Source organism: Hymenobacter elongatus (assembly GCF_004745955.1).
Classification (GTDB): domain Bacteria; phylum Bacteroidota; class Bacteroidia; order Cytophagales; family Hymenobacteraceae; genus Hymenobacter; species Hymenobacter elongatus.
On the sequence record NZ_SRLD01000058.1, the window covers coordinates 1 to 17,798 of the forward strand.

The 17,798-nt window shown below is 58.4% G+C and carries 15 protein-coding genes, 1 pseudogene and 1 riboswitch; of the genes and pseudogenes, 11 read left to right on the forward strand and 5 right to left on the reverse strand.

The features are described 5' to 3' along the window. Window positions 1-126: pseudogene (locus tag E5J99_RS22340) on the reverse strand (IS5/IS1182 family transposase); the annotation flags it as partial. A gap of 89 nt (window positions 127-215) precedes the next feature. On the opposite strand from E5J99_RS22340, the gene E5J99_RS19595 reads away from it, so the two are divergent. Continuing rightward, a complete protein-coding gene (locus tag E5J99_RS19595; protein WP_135499507.1) occupies window positions 216-1,304 on the forward strand; it encodes a TonB family protein in 1,089 nt (362 codons plus the stop codon). A 57-nt stretch (window positions 1,305-1,361) separates the two neighbouring features. After that, window positions 1,362-1,760, forward strand: a complete 399-nt coding sequence (locus E5J99_RS19600) for an energy transducer TonB (RefSeq protein ID WP_135499508.1) — start codon at window positions 1,362-1,364, stop codon at window positions 1,758-1,760. Window positions 1,761-1,842: 82 nt separating this feature from the next. Here the strand turns inward: E5J99_RS19600 and E5J99_RS19605 are convergent, their stop codons facing one another. After that, on the reverse strand, window positions 1,843-2,598 hold the full coding sequence (locus E5J99_RS19605; protein ID WP_135499509.1) for an alpha/beta fold hydrolase: 756 nt from the start codon (window positions 2,596-2,598) through the stop codon (window positions 1,843-1,845). Window positions 2,599-2,690: 92 nt separating this feature from the next. Between E5J99_RS19605 and E5J99_RS19610 the strand changes: the two genes are divergently transcribed. From E5J99_RS19610 to E5J99_RS19620, 4 genes are read left to right on the forward strand one after another with little or no spacing between them, the layout of a single operon-like run. Next, the gene (locus tag E5J99_RS19610) at window positions 2,691-3,710 is read left to right on the forward strand and encodes an SRPBCC family protein (protein ID WP_135499510.1); all 1,020 of its coding nucleotides are present in this window, start codon (window positions 2,691-2,693) and stop codon (window positions 3,708-3,710) included. 41 nt (window positions 3,711-3,751) lie between these two features. Then, window positions 3,752-3,973, forward strand: coding sequence for a hypothetical protein (locus tag E5J99_RS21460; protein WP_167852246.1), 222 nt, complete (start codon window positions 3,752-3,754; stop codon window positions 3,971-3,973). Next, window positions 3,966-5,192 carry an AAA family ATPase gene (locus E5J99_RS19615; protein ID WP_135499511.1) on the forward strand — a complete coding sequence of 409 codons (1,227 nt, stop codon included), beginning with the start codon at window positions 3,966-3,968 and terminating at the stop codon, window positions 5,190-5,192. Before E5J99_RS21460 ends, E5J99_RS19615 begins: the two co-directional genes overlap by 8 nt. Next, a complete protein-coding gene (locus E5J99_RS19620; protein WP_135499512.1) occupies window positions 5,189-5,773 on the forward strand; it encodes a hypothetical protein in 585 nt (194 codons plus the stop codon). Before E5J99_RS19615 ends, E5J99_RS19620 begins: the two co-directional genes overlap by 4 nt. Window positions 5,774-5,833: 60 nt before the next feature. On the opposite strand, the gene dxs is transcribed toward E5J99_RS19620, so the two are convergent. Then, complete coding sequence (gene dxs / locus E5J99_RS19625) at window positions 5,834-7,774, reverse strand: 1-deoxy-D-xylulose-5-phosphate synthase (protein ID WP_135499513.1); 1,941 nt, start codon at window positions 7,772-7,774, stop codon at window positions 5,834-5,836. Window positions 7,775-8,190: 416 nt separating this feature from the next. Between dxs and E5J99_RS19630 the strand changes: the two genes are divergently transcribed. After that, a complete protein-coding gene (locus E5J99_RS19630; protein ID WP_135499514.1) occupies window positions 8,191-9,273 on the forward strand; it encodes a lysylphosphatidylglycerol synthase transmembrane domain-containing protein in 1,083 nt (360 codons plus the stop codon). Here the strand turns inward: E5J99_RS19630 and E5J99_RS19635 are convergent. Further along, complete coding sequence (locus E5J99_RS19635) at window positions 9,260-11,845, reverse strand: erythromycin esterase family protein (RefSeq protein WP_135499515.1); 2,586 nt, start codon at window positions 11,843-11,845, stop codon at window positions 9,260-9,262. The two genes, E5J99_RS19630 and E5J99_RS19635, sit on opposite strands and share 14 nt — an antisense overlap. A gap of 148 nt (window positions 11,846-11,993) precedes the next feature. Then, the gene (locus E5J99_RS19640) at window positions 11,994-12,407 is read right to left on the reverse strand and encodes a hypothetical protein (RefSeq protein ID WP_135499516.1); all 414 of its coding nucleotides are present in this window, start codon (window positions 12,405-12,407) and stop codon (window positions 11,994-11,996) included. 225 nt (window positions 12,408-12,632) lie between these two features. Here E5J99_RS19640 and E5J99_RS19645 point away from each other — a divergent pair, with 225 nt between their 5' ends. The 4 genes from E5J99_RS19645 (at window position 12,633) to E5J99_RS19660 (ending at window position 17,554) form a co-directional block, all read left to right on the forward strand. After that, window positions 12,633-12,932, forward strand: coding sequence for a LysM peptidoglycan-binding domain-containing protein (locus E5J99_RS19645; protein WP_135499517.1), 300 nt, complete (start codon window positions 12,633-12,635; stop codon window positions 12,930-12,932). 179 nt (window positions 12,933-13,111) lie between these two features. Beyond that, window positions 13,112-13,223: riboswitch (SAM riboswitch) on the forward strand. Between the two features lie 374 nt (window positions 13,224-13,597). After that, a complete protein-coding gene (locus tag E5J99_RS19650; RefSeq protein ID WP_135499518.1) occupies window positions 13,598-14,983 on the forward strand; it encodes an O-acetylhomoserine aminocarboxypropyltransferase/cysteine synthase family protein in 1,386 nt (461 codons plus the stop codon). Between the two features lie 269 nt (window positions 14,984-15,252). Continuing rightward, window positions 15,253-16,281: a homoserine O-acetyltransferase family protein gene (locus E5J99_RS19655; RefSeq protein WP_135499519.1), complete on the forward strand. Its 1,029-nt coding sequence runs from the start codon at window positions 15,253-15,255 to the stop codon at window positions 16,279-16,281. Beyond that, window positions 16,274-17,554, forward strand: a complete 1,281-nt coding sequence (locus E5J99_RS19660; protein WP_210114493.1) for a homoserine dehydrogenase — start codon at window positions 16,274-16,276, stop codon at window positions 17,552-17,554. The genes E5J99_RS19655 and E5J99_RS19660 overlap by 8 nt, the downstream gene beginning before the upstream one ends. Window positions 17,555-17,798: the final 244 nt, after the last annotated feature.

Below are 17,798 nucleotides of genomic sequence, written 5' to 3' on the forward strand. Positions count from 1 at the left end.
CAGCACGGCTTCGACAAAGCCCCGGTTGTCTTTGGCCACCACCCCGCGCCGACCCACGCGGCCGGGCAAAAGGGGCGCAATCAGTGCCCAATGACTATCGGTGAGCAACGTACGGTCAGCATTCATGCTGGAAATAAGCCTAGTACGACTTGACCATGCCGAACGTTCTTGAGAACACGACCTAGGATAATTTAAAAAAATATACTCCATTATTTATGCTCACTACTTTGCCGCGCCAGCACTTGTTTGGCCTGTTCGTGTTTGGCCTGCTTGGCTTCAATTCCCGCCTGCAAGCGCAGCATGCTCCGGACAGCGTGTACAGATACGTGGAGCAGATGCCCATGTATGGCAAGAATCCGGGAGCTGTAATGTCCTACTTGGGCACTAACATCCGCTACCCGGTCACGGCCCTGCAGGCCCGGGTAGAGGGCAAGGTGTTCGTGGGCTTTACGGTGGGCGTCGATGGCCGCCTGGAGGATATTAAGGTGGTAAAAGGCGCACATCCCGACCTCAATGCGGAGGCTCTACGGGTAGTCTCGGCCATGCAGTCCTGGGAGCCGGGCCGCCAGATGGGCAAGCCAGTACGGGTAGCTTTCACGCTGCCCGTGACTTTCCGTCTTGGCACCACCACGAAAGCGCCGGCGCAGTTTGCCGGCACGCCCGAGGAGCTGTATGGTTTTCTGAACAACCCGCCCTACCCCGAGGAGGCTCGCAACGCCGGTGCCACGGGCAGGGTGGCAGTAGTGTTCAATGTTAGCGCTGCCGGGCAGGTTTCCGAGGTGAAGGTGCTGCCGCCAGTGCCGGCCGAGCTGCAACGCAAGCGGCATCAGAAGCCACAGTCGCCCCAGCTACACCCGGCGCTGGTAGCCGCCGCCGAGCAGCGCATTGCCACCATGCCGACCTGGAAACCGGCGCTGGCAGGTGAACAGGCCGTTTCCTCCCGCCTAATGCTGTCGGTGGCCTACCGCCTGCCCGCTGCTACCGATACCGTGTATTCCGTGGTCGACCAGATGCCGGAGTTTCCGGGCGGGGTCGAGCAGATGCTGCTGACCATCAGAAGCACTACGCAGTACCCGAAGCAGGCCCGCAAGGACCAATCGGAGGGCGAGGTGCTGCTGTATTTCGTGGTCAATGAGCAGGGCCAGGTGGAGCAGGCCGAAGTGGTGCGCTCCGTGCATCCCGCGCTGGATGCCGAAGCCCTACGCCTCGTGCAGGCGCTACCGGCCTTCACCCCGGCGATGCATCACGGGCGGCCAGCGAAGGTTGGCTTTCTGTTTCCGCTGCCATTTGTGCTGCCGCTCTAGGTCGGAGCTGCTTCCCTCCTACTGCTTACTACACACCCTTTCGGGACCTGTAAACTTATGAAGCCTACTTTATTGCTAACCCTGGGTGCCTGCCTGCTGCTCGGCAACGCAGCGCTGGCTCAGTCAACCGAAATAGCGGGCTCTCCAGACCAGGCCGCAACCCGACCTCAGGCCCCGCTGGATAAGGTATACACGTATGTGGAGCAGATGCCCTTGCCCCAGGGCGGTATGGTCAACCTCATACCGAATCTGGTAGCTGCCCTTCAGTATCCAGCTCAGGCCCGAAAGGAAAAAATCGAAGGCATGGTCTTCGTCAGCTTTATCGTAGACTCCGAGGGCTTGGTGCGGCAGCCCACCACTGCGCGGGGCGTGCATCCGCTGCTCGATGCAGAGGCATTACGGGCTGTTTTGGCCATGCCCGCCTGGAAGCCCGGTACGCAAAACGCCCCCCGGTGAACGTTTCCTATATGCTACCGCTCCGGTTTACACTACCCAAGTAAGCATACTAGAAAAAGGACCCGGCCGGGTCCTTTTTCTTTTACCGGAAAACAGCCCCAGCAAAATCCAGCACGGCCCGCCTGGTTTCAGCGGGCTTTTCATAGTACGCCAAATGACCTACATCGGCCAGGAAAAGCGCGTAGCTCACCCGGGCCAGCGGGGCCTGGGCCACCGAGTGTTCCAGGGGCACGGCCACGTCCTCTTTGCCGGCAATAAGCAGAACCGGGAACTTGGCCTCGCGCAATACCTTGGTACGGTCGGGGCGGGCGGCCATGGCCCGCATGCCGCCCACGATGGTTTCGGCGGGCGTGGCCTTGCCGATTTCCTCCAAAAACTCCCGCTGGGCACTCAGGGCCTCGCGGTGCACGGGCGCAAACAGGGGCCGGATAAACGACTCCATGAATTTCTCCACGCCGTGGCGCTCCACGAAGGCCACGTTCTTCTCGCGGTTGGCTTTCTTCTCTTCGCTGTCGGCGTAGGCCGAGGAGTTGAGCAGACACAGGCCGGCTACCCGCTCGGGCCACCGCTCGGCAAAGGCCAGCGCCGCGTAGCCGCCCATGCTGTGGCCCACCAGCAGGGCCTTTTCCACGCCGGCCGCGTGCAGTTTGTCGGCCACGTAGCGGGCCTGGGCCTCCATGCTGTAGTCGCGCACGTCGTGGATGTTGGTGCCGTGGCCGAGCAGGTTGAGGCTCACCACGCGGTACTCGGCGGGAAAATCACGGATGAAATCGGTCCAGATTTCGCGGCTTTCGGCGAAGCCGTGGAGGAATACGAGGGTAGGTTGAGCAGAAGACATAAAGCGGAATTCGACCGGGTTGGAGCGGCATATACTGGGAATGGGCACAATTACGCACTTTTGCCCCGCTCGTTTCCATTCTTACTCCGCTCATGTCCTTGTTCCAGCGTCGCTACGCCCACTATATCATCGCCGTGCTGGCGGGGCTACTATTTGCCCTACTGGGCCGCTTCACCTTTGCCAGTCAGGCCTTTGAGCGGGGTGGCGGACTGCTGATGCTGGGTTTTCTGGTGCTGATTCCGCTGGGCCTCGGTGCCATTACCGAGCATTTTTCCCTCACCCAGCGCTCAGACTCGTGGAGCTTTATCTTCCGGTCCTGGGGAGCAGCACTGCTGTTTTTACTTTCTGCCCTGCTGTTTCACCTCGAAGGCGTTATCTGCCTGATCATCATTGCCCCGCTATTTATTATTCTGTCGGCCGTCGGTGGCATTTTGTACCGGTTTTTTACGCGCGGCAAGAATTCCAGCAACAACCATAAAACCTTCGTGGTGGCCAGTTTCGCCTTGTTGCCTTTCCTGGCCGCGCCGCTGGAAAGCCAGTTCGCCACTCCCGACGACTTCCGTCGGGTCGAAAACACGATTCTCATCCAAGCCCCGGTGGAGGCGGTATGGCACAACATCATCCGGGTGCCGCCTATTTCGGCACAGGACCTGGGCTCCAGCCTCGTAGATAAAATCGGCTTCCCGCGCCCGGTAGAGGCCACGCTGTCCTTCGAAGGCGTGGGCGGCGTGCGGCACGCCACCTTCGAGCGGGGCGTCGAGTTTATCGAAACCGTGGACGTGTGGGAGCCGCTGCGGCGCATTTCCTTCAGCATCGTACCCAACACGGCTACCATTCCACCCACGACTTTCGATGAGCACGTTACCGTGGGCGGCCGGTTTTTCGACGTGCTGCGCGGCACCTACGAGCTGCAGCCCGTAGATGCCCGCCACACCCGCCTCATCCTCTATAGCCAGCAGCGCCTGAGCACCCGCCTCAACCCCTACGCCGGCCTGTGGACCGACTTTGTGATGAGCGAAATCCAGAGCCGTATCGTGCGGGTGGTGGCCAAACGCAGTGAAGCCGAAGCAGCACGGGCTACTTCGGCTTCCGGCACAGTATCGACGCGCTGACAGCGGCGCAGCGCCGGTATTAGGCTTGCTTGGTAAACTGGATGCTGGCCGACAGCTATCACGTCCTCGCTCACCACGATGGAGCCGGCTTCGGTAACGCCACTCCAGCTCAAGCCGAAGTCTTTGCGGTTGATTTTGCCGGTCAGGTCAAAACTTGCTTTGGTGTTGCCATGAGCCGGTTGCGTACTTATTCTGCCAGAAGAGCAACGGCCTTGTGGTTTGTTTACCTTTGGGTACTCCCTTTTTCTTTGTGGTATGAATGAGCAGCTAATAGTCAAGAATTTCGGCCCCATTAAAGATGCTACCGTGGACTTTAAGAAGGTAACGGTTTTTATTGGCCCGACGGGTGGGGGAAAGAGTACTTTGGCGAAGTTGGCGGCAATATTACGTGACAATAATTTCTATTCTTCTATAAAGAATAAGGCTGACGAGTTAAATCTATTCACTGATTTTTCCATAAGAAGTTATTTCCAAGAAGAGTCGATAATATTTTGGAAACACAGAGACAATGACATTGTAATCACCAGTAAAGGCGTATTCATTAGTGAAAATCTGAAAGAGAAAGCAGATAATATAGAACAAGATCTTACAGAGGATCAGTTTAAAATTCTTTTTGAAAAAATAGCAAAGATTGCTATTAACAATAACATAAGCTTAGACCAAATCCAAGATACCCCTTTTTTCAAAGAAGAATTTGACAAATTTTATAGCCACCAAGTATTGAAGCCATTGTACGAACAAGCAATGACGCCTTACACGCCGCATTATATACCTTCTGAAAGAATTTTTATTGCAGCGATAAATACAGCGTGGCCAGGCTTGCTGAGTGAGAATATCGGGCTACCAACTCATCTTCTATCGTTTGCTAACCAATACTTTAAAGCACGAGAGTCAATTGAAATAATTAGAATACCTTTTCTAGAGGTAGACTATTTTCGATCTAATGGACAGGATATTATTGTATCTAAGGAACAAATGCCTTTAAAATTATCAGATGCAGCCAGCGGTATACAATCCGTAGCTCCTATGCTTGTTCTTCTTAACTATCTTTCAAGACAGGAAGACAAAAGCCAGAGCTTTATCATCGAAGAACCTGAGCTCAACCTATATCCTACTGCTCAACAAGGCCTATTAAACTGGCTCGTCGAGAAATGCACCCAAGGCGAAAACGACTTAACAATAACCACGCACAGCCCCTACATTCTCGCTCATCTAAACCTACTCCTCTACGCCCACCAAGTAGCCGACAAGCATCCTGACCGCGCCGATGACGTGGCGAAGGTGGTGCCACGGGAAAGCTGGATTAACCCAAAGGAGTTTGCTGCTTACCATGTAGAAGGCCAGAAGGAAAACGGGGTTCACTCGATTGTAAATCCGGAAACGGGCCTTGTCAGCTACAATGGCCTCGACTCGACGGCCACTGCGGAAACATCCGACTTTGAGAAGCTGATGGATATTAACGCGGGGCTGGAAGTCGAATGATTGATCGGGTCCGCACCGCCTTTGCTGCCCAACTAAGCGCCAAGGGTACTTGCCTTCAAGAACATTCTCATGCCGAATTCCATGTGCATGATCCCCACGCCAAGCGGGAAGGGTCTGGGGCGTGCTACATTGTCACTACGGGGCTGCTCACCAAAGCCGACCTGCACATACGCAACAGCGAGCGGCGCAGCATTCACTTCCTCGCCATCGACCAGTGCATCTACGACAACTCCAATCCGAGCAAATGTGATTGTGCTTTAATCAGCGGTGATAAAATCTACTTTATCGAGTTCAAAAATTCGGAGAATCAGCTTGACGCTGCTGTTGGGAAAGCAAATACAAACCCCGGCGAATGTTTGTCGCAACTAGCTGCCAGCATACGCGACTTTTATGACCGCGACATCATTAAGCCAGGGCAAACAGTGTATGCTATTGCCAGCGTAGGCTATCCACGACAAAGACCTCAGAATGGTGCTCACCACCTCGATCAGCTAAAATCCTTGCAGGAAAAGATTCAGGAAGGAAATGCCCGCTCTATCAGATTACGCTATTGCAGCGAAAGTGAGTTGGCAATTAAATAGCAACAACAAAAAAGCCCCGCCGGACGAATCCAGCGGGGCTTTTTGTATGCTTAAATCTGCTTACCGAATCACCTTTTCCACCGCAGCCTTCACCGCCACCTTGCCTGCCAGCTCGCGCACGGCGGCGGCAATACCGGCGGCATCGAAGCCACACTCTTTGTAGAGCTCATCCTGGGTGCCGTGCTCTACCACGCGGTCCGGGATGCCGAGGCGCTGCACGGGCACGGAGTAGCCGTGGTCGGCCATGAACTCCAGCACGGCCGCGCCGAAGCCGCCTTGCAGGCAGCCGTCTTCTACGGTCACAATGGCTTTGTACTTGCTCAGGGCAGCGGCCAGCAGTTCCTCATCGAGCGGCTTGGCGAAGCGCATATCAAAGTGGCCCACGTTGAAGCCTTCGGCCGCTAGCTGGCTGGTGGCTTTCACGGCATAGTTGCCGATGTGGCCGATGCTCAGAATAGCGACACCTTCGCCTTCGCGCACCACCCGGCCGGTGCCCACCGCAATTTTCTTGAGCGGCGTGCGCCACTCCGGCATCACGCCTTCGCCGCGCGGGTAGCGGATGCTGAACGGACCCATATCGGGCAGCTGGGCCGTGTACATCAGGTTGCGCAGCTCTTCCTCGTTCATCGGGGCCGACACCACCATGTTCGGGATGCAGCGCATGAAGGCAAGATCGTAGCAGCCGTGGTGCGTAGGGCCGTCGGCACCGGCAAAACCGGCCCGATCGAGGCAGAATACCACGTTCAGGTTCTGCAGGGCCACATCGTGCAGCACCTGGTCGTAGGCGCGCTGCATGAAGGACGAGTAGATGTTGCAGAACGGCACCAGGCCCTGCGTAGCCAGGCCAGCGGAGAAAACCACGGCGTGCTGCTCGGCAATGCCCACGTCGAAAGCACGGTCGGGCATGGCCTCCATCATAATATTGAGCGACGAGCCCGACGGCATGGCGGGCGTCACGCCCATCACATTGTCGTTCTGCTTGGCCAGCTCCACCATCGTGTGGCCAAACACGTCCTGATACTTGGGTGCCTGGGGCTTGTCGTGGTGCTTTTTGTAGATCTCGCCCGTAATCTTGTCGAACAGGCCCGGGGCGTGCCACAGCGTCTGGTCTTTCTCGGCCAGCGCGTAGCCTTTGCCCTTCACCGTTACGCAGTGCAGAATTTTGGGACCCGGAATGCTTTTCAGGTCATTCAGGATAGTGGCCAGATGCTGCACGTCGTGCCCATCGACGGGGCCGAAATAGCGAAATTTCAGGGCTTCAAACAGGTTGCTCTGCTTGAGCAGCGTAGCCTTCATAGCCGACTCCACCTTGCGGGCAATCTGCTGGGGATTAGGCCCAAACTTGCTGAGCTTGCCCAGCACGTTCCAGAGCTCGTCGCGTACTTTGTTGTAGGTGCGCGAGGTAGTAATATCGGTCAGGTACTCTTTGAGCGCGCCCACGTTGGGGTCGATGCTCATGCAGTTATCGTTGAGAATAACCAGCAGGTTGGAGTTGGCGACCCCGGCGTGGTTCAGGGCTTCGAAAGCCATGCCGGCCGTCATGGCTCCGTCGCCGATAACGGCAATGTGCTGCCGGTCTTTCTCGCCTTTGTAGTCGGAAGCCACGGCCATGCCCAGCGCCGCCCCGATGCTAGTGCTGCTGTGGCCCACCCCGAAGGCATCGTACTCACTCTCCTTGCGCTTGGGAAAGCCCGACATGCCGCCATAGCGCCGGTTGGTCGGAAAATCGTCGCGCCGGCCGGTCAGGATTTTGTGCCCATACGCCTGGTGCCCTACGTCCCACACGAGCTGATCGTGGGGCGTATCGAACACGTAGTGTAGCGCCACCGTCAGCTCTACCACGCCCAGGGAAGCCCCGAAGTGGCCGCCGTAGATGGAAACGGAATCGATAATGAACTGTCGAAGCTCCTGGCTTACTTGCACCAATTGGTCTTCACTGAGCTTTTTGAGGTCGTCGGGCGAGTTTATAGCCGCCAACAATTCACCGGGTTCGACAATCATCTTCGAAGAGGGGCAAGGAGGAGAGATTCAGCAGGGCAACAGGCAGAGGTTCCTAAAGGTTAGGCCTTTTAGAATATTCACCTTCTGTAACGCGCAAAGTTATGACTTTTCGCAGCTACTGGCTTCGCCCCTTGCTCGATGCAGGGGGAGCAAAGGCTTGCATAGCCAATGACTACTATAATCATACGAAGCTGTTTAGAAAGTCGTTTTCCGGTCATACTTGATCTGGCGTCCGCTTGTCGAAGCATGACGTTTTACTTGTTTTCAATGACTTTCTAAACAGCTTCTACGTTGGGTTTACGCTGATACTGCCCAGTAAGGCTGGCTTTCTGTGCCCGATACGCGCTCAGTCTTACTTTACCGCCTTGAGGCTTAATTAATGCCTAATTTTACCCGGCCTACCCTCTCTCCCTCCCATGCCGCTCACCCAGCAGAACAACCAGGAGCAACAGCTGCTCGATAAGCTCAAGCCGTCGCGCATCATTTTGCCGGTGCTACTTGGGCTGAGCGTGGTGGGCTTCATGTTCTGGCGCAGCTACCGGCCCGGCGACCTAGCTCCGCTGGCCGATGCCAAGCTGCACTGGCTGCTCGTTACCCTGGCCGTGCTGCTGGCCCGCGACCTGGGCTACATCTACCGCATCCGGCACATTTCGGAGCGGGTGCTGAGCTGGCGCCAAAGCCTGGAGGTGATTATGATCTGGGAATTTGCGTCGTGCGTGCTGCCCTCGGCGGTGGGCGGCACGGCCGTGGCCTCCTTCATTCTGAACAAGGAGGGCATTTCGCTGGGCAAATCGCTGGCCTACGTGATGGTGACGGCCCTGCTCGACAACGTGTACTACGTGCTGACGGTGCCGCTGGTGGTGTGGCTGGCCGGCGACGCCCTCTACCCGCACGAGGCGTTGCAGGGCGGGCTGGTGGCTACGCTGAAAGTGGCGTTCGTGGTGAGCTACATCCTGGTCACGCTCTATGCGCTGCTGATGCTGTACGCCATCTTCGTGAATCCGGAATCGGTGAAGCGGCTGCTGGTGCGGCTGTTTTCTTTCCGGGGGCTGCGGCGGTGGCGGGCCAAAGCCTACCAGCACGGCAACGAAATGGTGTGGGCTTCGGCCCAGCTGCGCGGCAACGGGGCCAGCTACTGGCTGCGCGCCATCGGCTCCACTTTCTTCGTCTGGACGGCCCGCTACCTGGTTATCGGCTGCATCATCGCGGCTTTCGTCGACGTGAGCAGCCGCGAGTTCATCCTCATCTTCGGCCGCAACCTGACCTACAAAGTCATCTTGCTGCTGGCCATTACGCCCGGCGGCGCGGGCATTGCCGAAGGCGCTTTCCCGACCTTTTTCGGCAAGTTTATCGGCACGCCCACCATGACCAATTTCATCGTCCTGATCTACCGCATCGTTACGTACTATCTGTATCTGCTGCTGGGCGCCTTCTTTCTGCCACGCTGGGTGGCGCGGGTTTTTGGGCAGCAAAAGGCGGAGGATTTTACGGTTTCGTAGCCCGCAGCTCCGGCGCAGCCTCGGCGGCAGTGGGCCGCTGGTAGGTCTGCCAGAAATCGGGGGAGTAGGGAACGAACTGCAGCTGATACATTTCATTACCCGCAAAACGCGGCTCGATGGCCGGATTGGGCGGCAGCGGCACGGTGCCGGCGGGCAGGCTCGTAAAATACTCCTCGCAGACTTTCTGGGTGTGAAACGGCTTGCCGCCCAACACCCGCCCCACGCTCACGCCCTGCGCGCGGCTGGTGGCCACCTGGTAGCGGCCGTTGTTTCCCTTCTGGTAGGTTACGACATGGGCGGCGCGGCCGTCGGAACACACGCTGGAGTACAGGTTGGCTATGTCATTTTTGCGCCCGTAGTACTTATGTGCTACGGCGTTTTGATACACAGTGTCGGCTGTCCAGAGCGCCTCGTAGCGTACTACCGCGTAGTCCTGCTGCCGGATGTATACTTTCCCGGCGTATCCGCTCTGCAGGGTAGTGCCCGTGGAGCGGCGAGTGGCCCGCTTCACGGAAAAGCGGATTACATATAGACCATCGTCGCCTTGCCGCACGATGGAATCGAGCTGCAGGTTGAATTTTCCCACCTTCTTCTTTTTGAACAGCGGGGAAATCCGGACCGGATCGGACGAGGCCGTAACAAACCCCTGCCCGCCTTCCAGCAGCTCAAACGGGCCCAGAGGCCGCGGCGACTCTACCACCACGCGGGCCTCCTGGATGCGGTGCTTTTCCTGGTCGCCGAGGGCCATGAAGCCGCCGCCCCAGTGCCGGTAGCCCGCCGGCTCGAACACCTGGCTCACATATTCTACCTCGTGGCGCAGCGTGTCGAAGTTGATGAGGCTGCGGTGGGTATATACCTGCGCGGCATAATCGGCCTGCTCATAGTTCGCATCAGCCGCCTTGATTACCCGCTGCATAATCTTCTTCGGATTCTGCGACGCGGCACTGACGCGCACGTTGGCCAGCGCATACGCAGCCGGCACCAGGCGTACTGCCAGCTCGCCACCGCCGGGGGCCGCCAACGTCGCCATTTCGTAGCCAATGCTGCTTACCTGCACTGCCTCGCCGGCGCGCATAGCCAGGCCAAACTTGCCCTGCGCATCGGAAACCGTACCCAGCGCCCGGCCCGGTACGGCCACCGTAGCAAAAGGCACCGGAGCCCCCGTTTTGGCGTCCAGCACGACTCCGCGCCGCCGCGCGCCACCGGAAGCAGCGGTGCTGGCCTTAGCCACCCGCAACCGCCGAGCCGGATTGATACTGTTCAGCAACAGGTTCGACCTACTAGAATCTGGCACTGTAGCGGCACTGGCCAACCCGACCGGGTGCGGCGGATTCACGGTTTTCAAGTACAGAAATCCATCTACTACCTCGCTCCAGGGGCCGCTCAGAGCTTTATATTCGAAAGCGTACGTAGTCAAAACCCGCCCGGGGGCGGCATGCTTCAGGCTCACGTACGCGTACTCCTGCCCCGAGGCCAGCAACTCCGCTTCCAGGGTACCGGGTGCGGGCGCGGGCACCTTTTCGAGTTGTCCCCACGCGCCAAAACGATGCGTGCCGCCCCCGGCCAAGGTACCCAGTATATACACGGCATCGTTGCCCAGCGCGGCCTTCACGGCCCGGCCCATTGGGCGGTAGTCTTGCAGCTCGGCATTTCTCAGCACTTCTACTTTATTGGCAAAGTGCCCTACCGCGCCCCAGCACAGCACTTTTTCCTGGGGGTGCTGGCGCACATACCAGAGCAGGTTGTCGGCCATCTGCGCGTCGCGCGGGTTGCTGTGGGTGGCAGCTCGCCAGGCGCTGGAGTCGATGCTGGTAGGGTCGATGGTGGCGTAGTTGCGGGCCGTGGCTTGCAGGCTGCGCAGGTTCTGGAGCCAGAATGCAGCCTGCTCGCGCCGCTTGGCATCGGGGCTTGCGGCTACCTTTTCCAGCAGGCGGCGGACTTTGCCGAGCTGCAGCTCAAACAGCGCCAGCTGGTGCGTAGGCGGAAAGATAAAGTTCTCGCCCATCGAGCTGATACACGCTTCGAGGTAGTCGTAGGCAATGCCGCTGGCACCTTTTTGTGGCTTCAGCAGCGCTTCCAGCTCCTCCAGCATGTCCTCCTGATAGTCACCGCTGAGCTGGTTGTCAAAGCCGGCCACCTTGAGCTTATCCTTGCCTTTGCCCAACAGCGGCAACAGACTCTGAAACTCCTGCGTACCCGTCCAAACCGCGAAAACGCTGTTGCCGATGGCTTCGAGCGGCGGCGTACCCGCTTCCAGTTGGCGCTGCGCTTTGTTGAGCTCATAAAATCCGCTTTCGAACGCCACCGTGGTGAAGCCCATGCGCTGCTGCAAAAATCGGATCAGCCGGATCTTGGCTTCCGTCACGTTGCCCTCGCCGTGGGTAGGCTCACCGAGCATTACTACCCGGGCCGCCCCTATTTCCTGGGTCAAAAACTCCAAATCGGCAAAGCTGGTGTCGGTGGGGCTATTGCTGCGGATAGAATGAGTTGGTAGAGTTTGGGCCTGGGCACCAAGGCTTAATGAGCCACAAAACAAGCCAGTAGCCAGCAGCAGTCGACTAAATAGAGTCATCGGAGAAAATAGGAATGAGGAAATACGATATAGCGGCAAGCTAGCGGGTTTCCGATAATTCGTTCGTTTTCAGCCTGTCTATACTCCACAAAAAAGGCCGCTCCCAAATCGGAAGCGGCCTTTCGCATGTTCTTTGGCGCCGAGAAAGTTATTCCGACTCCAGCATCATTTCGGAGCCGTCGGCACCTTTCAGCGTGATTTTATCGTCCGTCAGGTTCACAATATCGAAGGCCATAGAGGTCGTGCCGCCGTCGGGCGTCAGCGTGATTTTCTTGCCGGGCTGGTCGAAAGTATACTTGCCCTGCATGGTCTGGGCGGGCGACGACATGTTGAAGTTGCCGTTGGCGTAGAAGCGCAGCTCCGTGTCCTTGTCGGCATCGGTCTGGGCTACCTTATCCCCGCCGGCGGTGGTTTCTTTATCGGTTTTCCACACCTTGCTGTCGGTGCCGTAGAGCATGTTGGTTTCGCCGACTTTGTTTTCCTTGTTGCAGCCGAAGGTGAACAAGGCTACCAGCATCAACAGGCTGGCCAGATAGTGGAACGAGAGAGCAGAACGTTTCATAAGGGTTCAGGTAAAGGTTGGAAGGATGTAGTAGCACGAGGGCCAGCCTCAACTGGCGGCTGGTGCTGCGGTTCTTACGCGCCGGAAGCCAAAGAGTTAAGCCCCTGCTCGCGCGGCCCCGGCGGCTACAACTTATTCAGGCAGCGGGCGTAAGAAGCCCTGATACCGTGGCGTTCAGGCACATGCGGTATGCTCCACTCCTCCACCTCCAAACGACACATAACTATGGGACTGTTCGATTTCCTGACCAACAAAGGCGAAGAAAAACCAGTTGAGCCAGCCGCTAAGCCCCAGGCTGGTGGCACCGATTTTTTTGGCAACAATGCTGCTAAGCCCGCGCAACCCGTTGCCGCAAAAGGTGACTCTTATACTGTTGTAAGCGGTGATTCGCTCTCCAAGATTGCGAAGAATCACTACGGCGACGCTGCCAAGTGGCATCAGATTTATGAGGCCAACAAAGCCATCATCGGTGCCAACCCCGACCATATCGAAGTCGGCCAGCAATTGACATTGCCTACCCTGTAGGACCTTTTTTGCAGAAAAAGGTTGGAAACGCCGTCCTAGCTTAGGGCGGCGTTTTTTCTTTGCCCGTAATCCAGAAAAAAATTAAAAACTTTCTACTGGATTTGGTCTTTTAAATTCCGAGTGTACATTTGCAAGCATCAACCCGGTACTCTCCCATTAACGATGGGGCAGTCAGTAAGATTTTATACAGAAGCGGCGAGAGAACAGGCTCCCTGACCCGCTGGCAACCTTCATCCATTGAAAGGTGCCAATTCCTGCCCGTGCGGCCCAGGCCCGCGGGAGCTATAAGTCGAGTACCATGGAAAACACCCTTTCTTCCGTCTCGTTTGCCCCACCCGCTTCAGCTGCCCTCGCGCCGGCTGAGTTGCCGCTGGGTTTTCGCGTTTTCGCGGCAGCTCCCGCCGAACGAATGCGCCCGTGCTGTTGGATGCCGTGTTGTTGCTGTTGCTAGCCTAGTCCGGGCGTAGCGCCTCTCCCTCCTACTCTTCTCGTTTTTCGGCCTCCCTGCGTCATGCGGCCACTATGTGGCGCGTTTGGCGGGGGTTTGGCTCGGCTCCAGCACTGCGTTTCGCGGGCTTCGGGAGCTAGTGCGGGTGCGGCTTATCCTGAGCGCACCCAGCGGATACTCGACCATTTCAACTCCTTTTTCTTAACTCAGCTTCAGTATGTCTACGCAAGCCCTGCAGTTCGAAACCCTACAGCTCCACGCCGGCCAGCAGCCCGACCCCACCACCGGCGCCCGCGCCGTACCACTCTACCAGACAACCTCTTACGTATTCAAAAGCGCGGAACATGGGGCCAACTTGTTTGCGCTGAAGGAATTCGGCAACATCTACACCCGGTTGATGAATCCGACTACCGACGTGTTTGAGCAGCGCGTGGCCGCCCTCGAAGGCGGGGTAGCGGCCCTGGCCACCGGCTCGGGGCAGGCCGCGCAGTTTATTGCCCTAAACAACATCCTGCAGGCAGGCGACAATTTCGTGAGCGGCTCCCACCTCTACGGGGGCACCTACAACCAGTTTAAAGTGGCTTTCAAGCGGCTGGGCATTGATGTGCGCTTCGCCGATAGCGACAAACCGGCCAGCTTTGAGCCCCTGATTGACGCTAATACCAAGGCCATTTACCTCGAAACGATTGGCAACCCCAGCTTCAGCATTCCGGATTTCGAGCGGATTGCGGCCATTGCCAACAAACACGATCTGCCGCTGATCGTCGATAACACGTTTGGCGCGGGCGGCTATTTGTTCCGGCCGCTGGAGCACGGTGCCCACATCGTAGTAGAGTCGGCCACGAAGTGGATTGGCGGCCACGGCACCAGCGTGGGCGGCGTAATTGTGGACGGTGGCACGTATGACTTCGGCAACGGCAAGTTCCCGCAGTTCACGGAGCCCTCGGAGGGCTACCACGGCTTGGTATTCAGTGACGTATTCGGCAAAAACAGCTCCTTCGGCAACATTGCCTTTATCATTCGGGCCCGGGTGGAAGGCCTGCGCGACTTCGGCCCCGCCATCAGCCCCTTCAACTCCTGGCAGCTGCTCATCGGCCTCGAAACCCTGAGCTTGCGCGTGGAGCGGACCGTGGAAAACGCCCTGCGCGTGGCCACCTGGCTGGAGCAGCACCCGCAGGTAGAAAATGTAAATTATCCGGGCCTGAAAAGCAGTCCCTACCACGCCCTGGCCCAGAAATATCTGAAGCGCGGCTTCGGCGGCGTCCTCAGCTTTAGCATCAAAGGCAGCAAGGAAACCGCGACCCAGTTTATCGACAACCTGAAGCTAGTGAGCCACCTGGCCAACGTTGGTGACGCCAAAACCCTCATTATTCAGCCCTCGGCTACTACGCACCAGCAGCTCTCTGAGGCTGAGCAACGCGCCGCCGGCGTGACGCCTACCTCGCTACGGCTGTCGGTGGGCATTGAACATTTCGACGATATCCGGGCCGATCTGGCCCAGGCCTTTGCAGCCGTGCGCGACGCCGCACTCCTGCCTGCGGCTGACGAGAACGAGGCTGCTTTGCAGCCGGAAACCGAACACGCTGCCCCGCTGGAAGTCTAAAGTAGAGAGGAGATTGGGGCGGCAGCATTCGTGCGGCCGCCCCGCTCCAGCAATGGCAGTACCAGGAATGACAGGCCGGGAAGTTGTGAGAGAGGACCCGGCCTGCTCATTCCATAATAGCCCGGGCTGAGCCGGGAACGGCCACTCCCTTACTGGGTGGGACTGACGTGGGAGGTCGAAAATCCGGTTCAGCCCGTGTGCTATTGTTGAGACATCACCACCTGCCGGCCCTGTAGCTGGGCAGGCAAATGGTATATTTTTTCTGAAAAATGACTGACGCTCGGCTTTTGACTTTGCCAGCCGGCCTCTTGCTCGAAACGGGCGAGCAGCTGGATCCGGTGCAGATAGCCTACCAGACGTATGGCACCCTCAACGCCGCCCGCGACAATGTGGTGTGGGTATGCCACGCCCTTACGGCCAACGCCGATGTGCTGAGCTGGTGGCCGGGCCTGTTTGGCGCGGGCTACGCTTTCGACCCGGCCGATTGGTTTATCGTGTGTGCCAATATCTTGGGCTCGTGCTATGGCAGCACCGGACCGGCCAGCAGCGGCAACGCGGCGGTACCCCCGCTGTACCAGCAGTTTCCGCTGGTCACGATTCGGGATATGGTAGCCGCCCACGAAGCGCTACGGCACGAGTTGGGCCTGACGACCATCCACACGCTGATGGGGGGCTCGCTAGGCGGGCAGCAAGCGTTAGAATGGGCTATTTTGCGGCCCGAGTTGTTTGCGCACCTCGTGCTGCTGGCGACCAACGCCCACCATTCGCCCTGGGGCATTGCCTTCAATGAGGCGCAGCGGCTGGCCATTTTTGCCGACCCGACTTACTACCACAACACGCCCACCGGTGGGCAGCAGGGCCTGAAAGCCGCCCGGGCCACGGCTCTGCTCAGCTACCGCAGCTACCAGGCCTACGGCCACACCCAGGCCGAACCTGACGTCGACCAGCTCGACGGATTTCGGGCCAGCTCCTACCAGCAGCACCAGGGCGACAAGCTTGTGGCCCGCTTCAATGCCTACAGCTACGTGGCGCTGAGCCGCACGATGGACACCCACAACGTGGGCCGGGGCCGGGGCAGCACGGCAGCGGCACTGGCCGGCATCAGAGCCCGGACGCTGGTGGTGGGCATCAGCTCCGATGTGCTGTTTCCGCTCGTTGAGCAGCAGTTTCTGGCCCGGCATATTCCGGGTGCCACCTATGCCGAAATGGATTCGCAGTTCGGCCACGACGGTTTTTTGATTGAAACCGCCCAAATCACGCAGTTTCTAGAACGATTTTATGTCGACAGCCTTGTCTAATAGTCTTGCCGGGGCCGCTGGTGCGGCTTCTTCCGATATTTCTGCTGCCCCGCTCCGCATTGGTCTCATTGGCTTTGGCTGCGTGGGTCAGGGTGTCTACGACATCTTGCAGCGCCTGCCCGGGCTGGTAGCCGAGGTGCGCCGTATTGCGGTAAAAGATCCGACCAAGCCCCGGTCGTTGCCTGTTTCCGCTTTCAGCTTCGACGCTAATGAGCTGCTGCACGACCCAGAGCTGGATGTGCTAGTAGAAGCTATTGACGATGCGCCGGAGGCTTTTCGGCTGGTCAGCGCGGCGCTGGGCCAGGGGCGGAAGGTGGTGACGGCCAACAAGGCGATGGTCGCCCAGCATTTGCCCGAGCTGCTGGCCTTGCAGCACGAGTTTGGCGGCACGCTGCTCTACGAAGCGGCCGTGTGCGGCAGCATTCCGATTATCCGGACGCTGGACTCGTATTTCGGGCACGAGCCCCTGCGGAGCGTGAGTGGGATTTTCAATGGCTCGTCGAACTACGTGCTGACGCGCATGGGTGACGACGGCTCGGAGTATGGGGCCGCATTGGCGCAGGCACAGGCCCAAGGCTTCGCCGAAACTGACCCTACCCTCGACATGGCCGCTTTCGACCCGCGCTCCAAAGCTGTTATTCTGGCCGCCCACGCTTACGGCGTAGCGCTGCGGCCCGAGCAGATTCTGAATTTGGGTATTGAGAGCATCAGCGCCACCGATATTGCGTACGCCGCGCTGAGCGGGCAAAAAATAAAGGTCGTGGCGGGCCTCTACCTGCTGCCCGACAACCAGCTCACCGTGCTCGTGACGCCCCAATTCGTGAGTCGCACCTCGCCGCTGTATACCGTCGACGACGAATTCAACGGCGTGGTCATCGACGCGGAATTTGCCGGCACCCAGTTTTTGCGGGGCCGGGGCGCGGGCGGGCACCCTACCGGCTCGGCCGTGCTGGCCGACGTGGCCGCGCTGCGTGGCAACTACCGCTACGCCTACGCCAAGCTGGCTGCCCCGCAGCTGGCCTATACCACCGATCTGGAAATAGAAATCTACCTGCGCACCAGCAACGAAGTGCTGCTCGACCAGTTGGGCTTCACCGACATTACGGAAGAGGCTGACGAAGACGGCTACATCGTAGGCTACGTGCCGCTGGATACCCTGCTGCACCACCGCGATGCACTCCGCAAAGCCGGTGCCTTTGCGGCCCGTACCGGCAATGTGCGGCCCGCTACCACCCAACCAGCCGACGCACTGGCGCTAGCCACAGCGGAGTAGCACCACCGCTTCTGGCAGGAGTCACCCTTGTGCTAAGAGCGTGTGTGGCAGTTGTCATGCTGAGCGAAGTCGAAGCATCTCTACCGCAGTAGTAATTGACTTTACCAGTGCGGTAGATGTCTCGTCCGGCTATAGCTATACAGGTGGAGGGAGTAATCCGGCCTGCGCTTTACAGGCCGGGTTGGTAATCCGGATTGGACTTTACAGGCAGACAAGATAGGCAGCGGTTTTTCTTCCGCCGCTG

What these genes read in the sequence shown, in the direction of transcription:
- E5J99_RS19595 (WP_135499507.1), top strand. Translation starts at nt 216, where the DNA reads ATGCTCACTACTTTGCCGCGCCAGCACTTGTTTGGCCTGTTCGTGTTT.
- E5J99_RS19600 (WP_135499508.1), top strand. Translation starts at nt 1,362, where the DNA reads ATGAAGCCTACTTTATTGCTAACCCTGGGTGCCTGCCTGCTGCTCGGC.
- E5J99_RS19605 (WP_135499509.1), bottom strand. Translation starts at nt 2,598, where the DNA reads ATGTCTTCTGCTCAACCTACCCTCGTATTCCTCCACGGCTTCGCCGAA.
- E5J99_RS19610 (WP_135499510.1), top strand. Translation starts at nt 2,691, where the DNA reads ATGTCCTTGTTCCAGCGTCGCTACGCCCACTATATCATCGCCGTGCTG.
- E5J99_RS21460 (WP_167852246.1), top strand. Translation starts at nt 3,752, where the DNA reads ATGCTGGCCGACAGCTATCACGTCCTCGCTCACCACGATGGAGCCGGC.
- E5J99_RS19615 (WP_135499511.1), top strand. Translation starts at nt 3,966, where the DNA reads ATGAATGAGCAGCTAATAGTCAAGAATTTCGGCCCCATTAAAGATGCT.
- E5J99_RS19620 (WP_135499512.1), top strand. Translation starts at nt 5,189, where the DNA reads ATGATTGATCGGGTCCGCACCGCCTTTGCTGCCCAACTAAGCGCCAAG.
- dxs (WP_135499513.1), bottom strand. Translation starts at nt 7,774, where the DNA reads ATGATTGTCGAACCCGGTGAATTGTTGGCGGCTATAAACTCGCCCGAC.
- E5J99_RS19630 (WP_135499514.1), top strand. Translation starts at nt 8,191, where the DNA reads ATGCCGCTCACCCAGCAGAACAACCAGGAGCAACAGCTGCTCGATAAG.
- E5J99_RS19635 (WP_135499515.1), bottom strand. Translation starts at nt 11,845, where the DNA reads ATGACTCTATTTAGTCGACTGCTGCTGGCTACTGGCTTGTTTTGTGGC.
- E5J99_RS19640 (WP_135499516.1), bottom strand. Translation starts at nt 12,407, where the DNA reads ATGAAACGTTCTGCTCTCTCGTTCCACTATCTGGCCAGCCTGTTGATG.
- E5J99_RS19645 (WP_135499517.1), top strand. Translation starts at nt 12,633, where the DNA reads ATGGGACTGTTCGATTTCCTGACCAACAAAGGCGAAGAAAAACCAGTT.
- E5J99_RS19650 (WP_135499518.1), top strand. Translation starts at nt 13,598, where the DNA reads ATGTCTACGCAAGCCCTGCAGTTCGAAACCCTACAGCTCCACGCCGGC.
- E5J99_RS19655 (WP_135499519.1), top strand. Translation starts at nt 15,253, where the DNA reads ATGACTGACGCTCGGCTTTTGACTTTGCCAGCCGGCCTCTTGCTCGAA.